Annotated in this window: 7 protein-coding genes; 2 read left to right on the top strand and 5 right to left on the bottom strand. The window is 43.5% G+C overall.

Annotation, left to right across the window (positions count from 1 at the left end; genetic code table 11):
* Positions 1-9: 9 nt before the first annotated feature.
* Positions 10-1,548: a gluconokinase gene (locus J2X07_RS12385; RefSeq protein ID WP_310259015.1), complete on the bottom strand. Its 1,539-nt coding sequence runs from the start codon at positions 1,546-1,548 to the stop codon at positions 10-12.
* Between the two features lie 194 nt (positions 1,549-1,742).
* On the opposite strand from J2X07_RS12385, the gene J2X07_RS12390 reads away from it, so the two are divergent.
* Positions 1,743-2,210 carry a GNAT family N-acetyltransferase gene (locus J2X07_RS12390; RefSeq protein WP_310259016.1) on the top strand — a complete coding sequence of 156 codons (468 nt, stop codon included), beginning with the start codon at positions 1,743-1,745 and terminating at the stop codon, positions 2,208-2,210.
* Between the two features lie 194 nt (positions 2,211-2,404).
* Here the strand turns inward: J2X07_RS12390 and J2X07_RS12395 are convergent, their stop codons facing one another.
* The 4 genes from J2X07_RS12395 to J2X07_RS12410 all read right to left on the bottom strand — a co-directional run bounded on the left by J2X07_RS12395 (position 2,405) and on the right by J2X07_RS12410 (position 4,943).
* Positions 2,405-2,977: a TIGR01440 family protein gene (locus tag J2X07_RS12395; protein WP_310259017.1), complete on the bottom strand. Its 573-nt coding sequence runs from the start codon at positions 2,975-2,977 to the stop codon at positions 2,405-2,407.
* 32 nt (positions 2,978-3,009) lie between these two features.
* Positions 3,010-3,450, bottom strand: a complete 441-nt coding sequence (gene rpiB / locus J2X07_RS12400) for a ribose 5-phosphate isomerase B (protein WP_310259018.1) — start codon at positions 3,448-3,450, stop codon at positions 3,010-3,012.
* A 105-nt stretch (positions 3,451-3,555) separates the two neighbouring features.
* Positions 3,556-4,167: a low molecular weight protein arginine phosphatase gene (locus J2X07_RS12405; RefSeq protein WP_310259019.1), complete on the bottom strand. Its 612-nt coding sequence runs from the start codon at positions 4,165-4,167 to the stop codon at positions 3,556-3,558.
* Between the two features lie 221 nt (positions 4,168-4,388).
* Positions 4,389-4,943: a manganese efflux pump MntP family protein gene (locus J2X07_RS12410; protein ID WP_396194134.1), complete on the bottom strand. Its 555-nt coding sequence runs from the start codon at positions 4,941-4,943 to the stop codon at positions 4,389-4,391.
* A gap of 185 nt (positions 4,944-5,128) precedes the next feature.
* Between J2X07_RS12410 and J2X07_RS12415 the strand changes: the two genes are divergently transcribed.
* A complete protein-coding gene (locus J2X07_RS12415) occupies positions 5,129-7,351 on the top strand; it encodes a PAS domain S-box protein (RefSeq protein WP_310259020.1) in 2,223 nt (740 codons plus the stop codon).
* The last annotated feature ends 157 nt before the right edge of the window (positions 7,352-7,508 follow it).

Consider the following 7,508-nt stretch of genomic DNA (forward strand, 5'->3'; position numbering starts at 1 on the left):
AAGAGCGGATTATTGTCCGCTCTCTTTTTTGTGCTTATTTTGAAATTCATTCAATCCCTTATAATTGGGCTTTAGTGCCTGTGATAACGCCTGGTACAGCCGGAATAATTCTTGGTAGACTTCCCTATTCTCCTTATTCGGCTGAATGGTTTCATATTGCTTTGTCTCTTCCTTCACCTCGTGCAGCTGGCTCGTTAATCCAACAGCATATCTTCCCAATAAGACAGCCCCAAGGCAAGAACTTTCCGTATTTTCCGGAATCGAAACTTCTTTTTGAAAAACATCAGCCAGAATCTGCTTCCATATCGCTGACTGTGTGAACCCGCCCGTGGCAAAAATTTTGATTTCAGCTTCTGCAGCTGTTTGTGTTTTCACTAGATTGTATACATCAAAAAGGTTCAGAATCGTCCCTTCCAGCACCGCCCGCAAGAGATCATCTTTTTCGTGGCGCAATGTCAGGCCAATAAAGGATCCTTTCGCCTGCGCATCCCATAATGGGGCACGCTCACCTGTTAAGTGCGGCAAAAACAGCAGTCCTTCTGCACCGGCTGGAGATTTTTCTGCTAACTTTGATAACATTTCATACGAGTCTTTCTCGTTTTTCTTTTCTTCCAGCAAATCATGTACCCACTGAAACGCAAGCCCTCCATTGTTGACCGGACCGCCTGATACCCAATGGTTTTCCGTAAGCGGGTAGCAGAACGTTCTTCCTTCAGGATCTAAAATGGGTTCAGGTGTTGTCGTTCGAATCGCACCGCTTGTTCCGATTGTAACCGCAACATCCCCAGGCGAAATGGCTCCTACTCCTAGGTTTGACAGCGGGCCATCAGTAGATCCGATCACCACTTTTACCTCTGGACCCAGTCCGCACCCCTTTCCGATCTCCTCAGATAAGGATTCCCAATAATACGTAGCCGGCTTGATCTCAGGCAATTTTTCTATCGTTACGTTTGCCATATTCATTAACTTTTCATCCCACTGCAGGCTCGTTAAATTCCAAAGTCCAGTTGCTGCTGCAGATGCATAATCCGTCTTCCAATCGCCAAACCAGCGGAAAAGTATGTAATCTTTAATCCCAACAAATTTTGCCGCTTTTTGAAAAATGTCAGGAGATTCATGTTTCAGCCACATTAATTTAAATAGCGGGGTCATCGGATGCACTGGCACACCCGTGCAAGTATAAATATCATCTGCCAGGCCATTCTCTTTCGCTTCCATCACAAAAGGCTCACTTCGCGTATCCGCCCATGTGAAGCTGTTTGTTAATGGGGCACCATTATCATCCACCGCGATCAATGTATGCATCGCCGTACTAAAAGATAGAAACCCGATCCGGTCTGCTTTATCTCCGCTCTTTTTTACCGTTTCTTTTAAGGAATGAACAACTGCCTCATAAATTTCGTCAGGGTTCTGCTCAGCTGCTCCCGGCTCTTCTGCCAATAAAGGATAACTTTTTGAATGATAGGCTGTGACCTCCCCAGATTCATCAAAAAGAACAACCTTTGCACTTGTTGTTCCGATATCGATTCCGATTGCATAATCTTTCAAAATGTAAATCTCCCTTCCAAGCCAAACAGCGGAATAGTCATATCTCCTGCTCTTCTCTATTCTTTCTCATTTATGCTACTAAGAATCCTACCATAAAATCATCAGCACTTCTCAATTTTAGGGTATCCCCTTATCGTGATTATCCTGTATGCTAAGGATAGAAAAATATCCCAAATGATTGGAGTTGCGTCCATATGACGGCTATTCAGATTCGTCCTGCTGTTCTTGAAGATCTCGTCCCTTTGCGAAAATTGATGTTCTCGTACATCGTTGATTTTTATAAAAGTAAAAAACCTGAAAGTGATAAGGTCGAGGAACTGATTCAGCATCTTCTTGATCACCACACTGATGGAAAGCAGTTTGTGGCGGAAACAGAAGATGGCACATTAGCCGGGTTTGCCACTCTGTATTATTCCTTCAGCACAACACGTGTAAAAAAAATAGCAATTTTGAACGATCTTTTCGTAGATTCATCTTTTCGCGGCGCTGGTTTGGGTGAGGAGCTGTTTCAGTATGTGCTGGCATACACAAAAAAAGAAGGTTTTGCTTATATGTCATGGCAAACGGCAGCAGATAATAAGCCAGCTCAGGCACTTTACAGCAAAATGGGCGGTAAAAACATCAATCACGAGTGGATTCATTATGAAATTGAACATAATTAGTGAGCTTGGCAGCTGCCAAGCCTCTTTTTTAGGAGTGATCGATCGTCTTGGATCAATAATCTCGCGAAAAAACAGCATAATTGCACGAAAAATTTGTAATACTCGCGAGAAGACTTCGTTCACCATATTTCGACATCTACACTGCTCTCACAAAAACAAAAAGCCCTCACTAGGAGGGCTATCCACTTCAAATGTTAAAAACAACGGATGTCTTCTTTGCTCGGATAGACAGCTCGTTCGCCGCCGATCAGCTTCGGGCGGGTTTTGGCCAGCGTTACATGGGCTTCGCCGACTTTCTTCACTTCGCTTCTCACAGGCACGGCAACATGCTTGAGGTGCATACCGATAAAGGTGTCACCGATGTCTATGCCTGCGTCCGCTTTTATATATTCAACGATTACGGGCTCATTCATATGGTGAAAGGCGTGTGTAGCCAGAGCACCGCCTGCCGAACGAGCGGGAACAACCCGAACCTCATCATAGCCTCTTTTATCTGCTTCCTCACGCTCCATGACAAGAGCACGGTTTAAATGTTCACAGCATTGAACGGCTAACGCAACACCCGTTTCTTCCTGGAATGCTAGTATACCTTGGTATAGTGCGCCTGCTGTGTCCATTGTGCCTGACGTACCAATTCGTTCTCCAATTACTTCGCTCGTACTTGCACCTACCACTAATAATTGTGAAGATTTTAACTGTGCTTGCTTTTGCAGATCATGCAAAACACTCAGGACTTGGTCTTGAATTTGTTGGAGCTCATCGCTCATTTGTGGTCTTCCTTTCGTTTTTGGGTCAAAGGTTATTGACCTTCATATTGAGAGATTTTGTCCACTCGGCGACCGTGGCGTCCGCCTTCATATTCAGTTGTCAGCCACACTTTTGCAATTTCCAAAGCGAGACCTGGACCGATGACACGTTCACCCATGGCGAGCACGTTGCTGTCGTTATGCTGTCTTGTTACCTTTGCACTGAACAGATCATGAACAAGTGCGCAGCGGATGCCTTTAACTTTGTTTGCTGCAATACTCATTCCAATTCCCGTTCCGCAAATTAAGATTCCGCGATCCGCTTCACCGTTTGCTACTTTTTCTGCTACAGGAATGGCATAATCGGGATAATCGACAGATGTACTGCATTCACAGCCAACATCTTCTACTTCCATGCCAAGTTCTTCAATCATCGTTATAATTTCTTTGCGTAATCCGACTCCAGCGTGATCTGAACCTATTGCTACTTTCATGCTGAATAGCACCTGCTCTCTCATCTTTTTTCCATTATATGCTGTCTAGATTGCCTATTCAATGTCCTTGCTCACCTATTTAGGACAACCTCATTCGATTATGATTCACTCATGAGTCATATCGTCTTTTTTCACTAATTTTTCAATAAGCGCTTCAATTTCGTCTCTTGTTTCTTTATAAATATCCAATGGCCCGCCAAAAGGATCCATGATGTCCAGTGATGGGACTGTGCTCTCAAGTGCCATTCGTCTTTCAACGAGCGGTCTGACGGCTTCAGCAAACGCTTGTTTCACGTCTTCACTCTCTGAATCTTTTCCCATATATTCAAGCTTAAGCATCTCAATCTCAGTATACAGCTGATAAATCTCTTCAATCTTCTGCTTTTCATCATCGCTAAGAACGTATTCTTTTAATGTATAAGTCTTATTTACCGCATCTGGCCATTTCCCAACAAGCGCATGCTTATGATTCTCTGTCATCGTTAAAATCAAATCTGCCCAGCTGATTAAAAAATCAGAGACACCTTGGGACTGATGGGTTTCTTTAATTTTTCTCTCTTTTAGTGCGTGAGAAGCGTTTGAGCTCATTACCGCGCCATTCCCCGCGTACACACCAGCTGATTTTACATGAAACTTCCCTCTGCCTTTTTCACGCAAAAGAGCTTCTGCCATCGGACTTCGGCATGTATTCCCAGTACAGACAAATAACACATTCATGGGGTGTCACCTCATATTCTAACTTTCCCTATTTTTATGAATAAAAACGGGTATCGTAACTCTAGTATAGTAAAAACAAATCGCCTGAAACCACTATTTTTAAAGAAAACTTGTCTGACACAAAAAATTTTTCGTCAGACTTATTTGCACTTATACTTAGGACTTAAACTTGTCACTGCAACGATATTCAGCATGGAGACAAGTTATCCTTTCTAAAAGTGTTAAAAAGGCAAAAGAATTTTCATACCGAAAGCAAGCAATATGCAGCCACCGAGCGCTTCGCTATACGAACCGATCCACTTTTGGACTTTTCTTCCCATCATCAGTCCTAGCCATGTCAACAGCATGCTCATGAACCCAAACATAAAGATCGTGACCCAGGTTTTCGCTCCGTATATCCCTAAACTAAGGCCGACTGAAAAACTGTCAAGACTTGCACTTAACGCAAATACGAGCAAACCGATTCCTACGGGGTGCACAAACGGTTCGTCGCTTTTAGAAAAAGACGAACGGATCATGGTCAGTCCCAAAATAACGAGTAGAATGCCGCCTATCATAGCAGCGATACTTCCAAAATGAACCGAAATTTCCTTGCCGATTGTCATTCCGCCAAGCGGCATCAGCATGTGAAACAAACCGATCGTGATTCCTATTTTCAAAATCTGATTTATCCTTAGTGACAGCATTCCCATACCTAATCCAATCGAAAAGGCATCCATTCCGAGTGCAAAGGACATAAACCACAGCGTCATCCATTCCCCCATCGTCGCCAAAATCGCTTCCACCCCTTTATCGCTCACTACTTTCAGCCTATGCATGTCTTTTTTTAAAAAGACTACAAAAATATACAAGCAGTTGTTTATTAAGAAAGGAAGACTTTCAGGCGGCAGAGAAGGGATAACACAATTAATAGCGTATATAAAAGTATAATAACTAGTGTTTGCTAAAGGGAGGAACGAGCATGATCCATAACGCATCGGCCATTCCAGCAAAAGGGGAAAACCAGTGGCAGCATTTTTCCCCGTTTAAGACTGGGATTTCCCGTCAAAAAAGCATGTCTTTCCGCTTCGTCAAAAAAGACGGCTCCATCATTATGACCGAAAGTGAGGGAGAGCTTTTTGACTTGTTCGGCCTCAAACAAAAGGATGTTTTGCAAAAAAAGATTGAAGAAATCTTCCCTCCTGAAATGGCCGCTTTTAAAAGAAAAGTGTATGAACGGGCTTTAGCCGGTGAAAGCCTGACGTATGAAGGAGAACTGAACGGCATTCCTTTTTTAGCGGCGATCGGGCCGGTTGCTAAAGGCGGGATTATTACTGAGGCTTACGGTTTTTGTGTGGATTTGAGTGATCGAATACGGATCGAAACACAGCTTGCAGAGAGTGAACAGCGGTTTCGTTCCTTAATGGATCATAATATTGATGCCTTGTTTTCATTGGATATGGATGGAAAATTCACAACCGTTAATCAAGCCTGCACCGAACTGACAGGCTATAACGAAAAAGAACTGCTGAATATGACATTCGATCCGCTTATGATGCCAAATCGAAAGTCACTGGCGATCGACAATTTCAAAGAGGCTCTGCAAGGGACTTCTCAAATGCACGAAGTTTATATTCGGCAAAAGGGCGGCGGGATCCGTCAGGTGACCTTTACGCTCACACCAATCATTGTGCTAAATAAAGTTTTAGGGGTTTTCGGTATAGCAAAAGACGTCACCGCAAAAAGAGAAGCTGAAAGGGAACTCAGAGAAACAAAGGAACTGCTTGAAGCTGTCATCTATCACTCCAGCGACGCAATATCTGTCATCCATCTAAAAGATTTTTCGGTAAAATTGAACCCTGCTTTTGAGCAGATCTATGGCTGGTCACAAGATGATTTATTGAACATGTCTTCGCATATGCTTCCGGTCGTGCCAGAAGACAAAGCAGCGGAATCAGAACGCCTCATGACGATTGTAAAACATGGGGGGTATGTAAAAGGGGTCGAAACGATCCGTGTAACAAAAAGCGGAAAACGGATAAACGTCAGCCTTTCCCTTAGTCCGATCTATGACGAAAGCGGCGAAGTTGTCGCTCTATCCGCGATTTCACGCGATATTACAGATAAAAAACTAAAAGAAAAAGCATTAAAAGAAAGTGAAGAAAAATACAGAATCATAGCAGAAAATACGACTGATTTAATAGGTGTAGTCGATTTTAAAGGGAATGTAAAATATTTTTCTCCTTCCAACCGGCTGCTGCTTGGCTTCGATCCCTCTCTTTACGACGGAAAAAGGATACAAGCCTTTTTCCACCCAGATGATCGGCCAAAGGTTAAAATCGCTATCAATGAAATGGTCCACACACAAAAACCGGTAAAGTTTGAAGTGCGCTGCAAGCATGCCCATGGACACTGGGTGACACTAGAGGCAAATGCAACCCCCATACTGAACGACGGCGATCAGCCTGCTTCTTTTGTTGTAGTAGCACGTGATCTTACAGAGAGAAAGAAAACGGAGGAGATGCTTCGAAAATCCGATAAACTCTCCGTCCTCGGTCAGCTCGCGGCTGGTGTGGCTCATGAGATCCGCAATCCGCTCACGTCGATTCGAGGTTTTCTGCAGCTGCTTCAAACAAAAGCTAACGAAAATGAAGAATACTATCACATCATGCTATCTGAGCTTGACCGTATTAACAGCATCGTTGGCGAATTCATGCTGCTCGCTAAGCCGCAAGCGATGAATTTTACGAAAACCGACTTACGGCAGCTGCTGAATCAAGTCATCTCGATTCTGGACACACAGGCAATTATGACGAATGTTCAGATCCATTTCGATTGCGAATCCAATACACCTGAAATCTGGTGTGTGGATAACCAGATCAAACAAGTGTTTATCAACATGTTGAAAAACGCAATTGAAGCCATGCCAACAGGGGGTTCTGTACATATTCATCTAAAAAAACAAGGAGATCACGTGATTACGTCTTTTAAAGACCACGGCTGCGGAATCCCTGAGGAGCGCATCGCCACGTTAGGTGAGCCTTTTTATACGACAAAAGAAAAAGGGACCGGACTCGGCTTGATGATCTGCTATAAAATTGTGGAAAACCATTACGGCAAAATCCTGATCGACAGTAAAATAGACGAAGGAAGCACCTTCTCCATCATGCTTCCGATCGAAAAGAACAAACCTGCGTCTGAGTAGACGCGGGTTTGTTTTTTTGAGGTACGCGTTCTGTGTAAGGGCGCGCATATTTTTCGTATGGTGCGCATATTTTTCGTATGGTGCGCATATTTTTCGTATGGTGCGCATATTTTTCGTATGGTGCGCATATTTTTCGTATGGTGCGCATATTTTTCGT

Origin of the sequence: Fictibacillus barbaricus (assembly GCF_031457135.1) — a bacterium.
Classification (GTDB): Bacteria; Bacillota; Bacilli; order Bacillales; family Fictibacillaceae; genus Fictibacillus; species Fictibacillus barbaricus_A.

What these genes read in the sequence shown, in the direction of transcription:
- J2X07_RS12395 (WP_310259017.1), bottom strand. Translation starts at nt 2,977, where the DNA reads ATGAGCGATGAGCTCCAACAAATTCAAGACCAAGTCCTGAGTGTTTTG.
- J2X07_RS12415 (WP_310259020.1), top strand. Translation starts at nt 5,129, where the DNA reads ATGATCCATAACGCATCGGCCATTCCAGCAAAAGGGGAAAACCAGTGG.
- J2X07_RS12390 (WP_310259016.1), top strand. Translation starts at nt 1,743, where the DNA reads ATGACGGCTATTCAGATTCGTCCTGCTGTTCTTGAAGATCTCGTCCCT.
- J2X07_RS12405 (WP_310259019.1), bottom strand. Translation starts at nt 4,167, where the DNA reads ATGAATGTGTTATTTGTCTGTACTGGGAATACATGCCGAAGTCCGATG.
- rpiB (WP_310259018.1), bottom strand. Translation starts at nt 3,450, where the DNA reads ATGAAAGTAGCAATAGGTTCAGATCACGCTGGAGTCGGATTACGCAAA.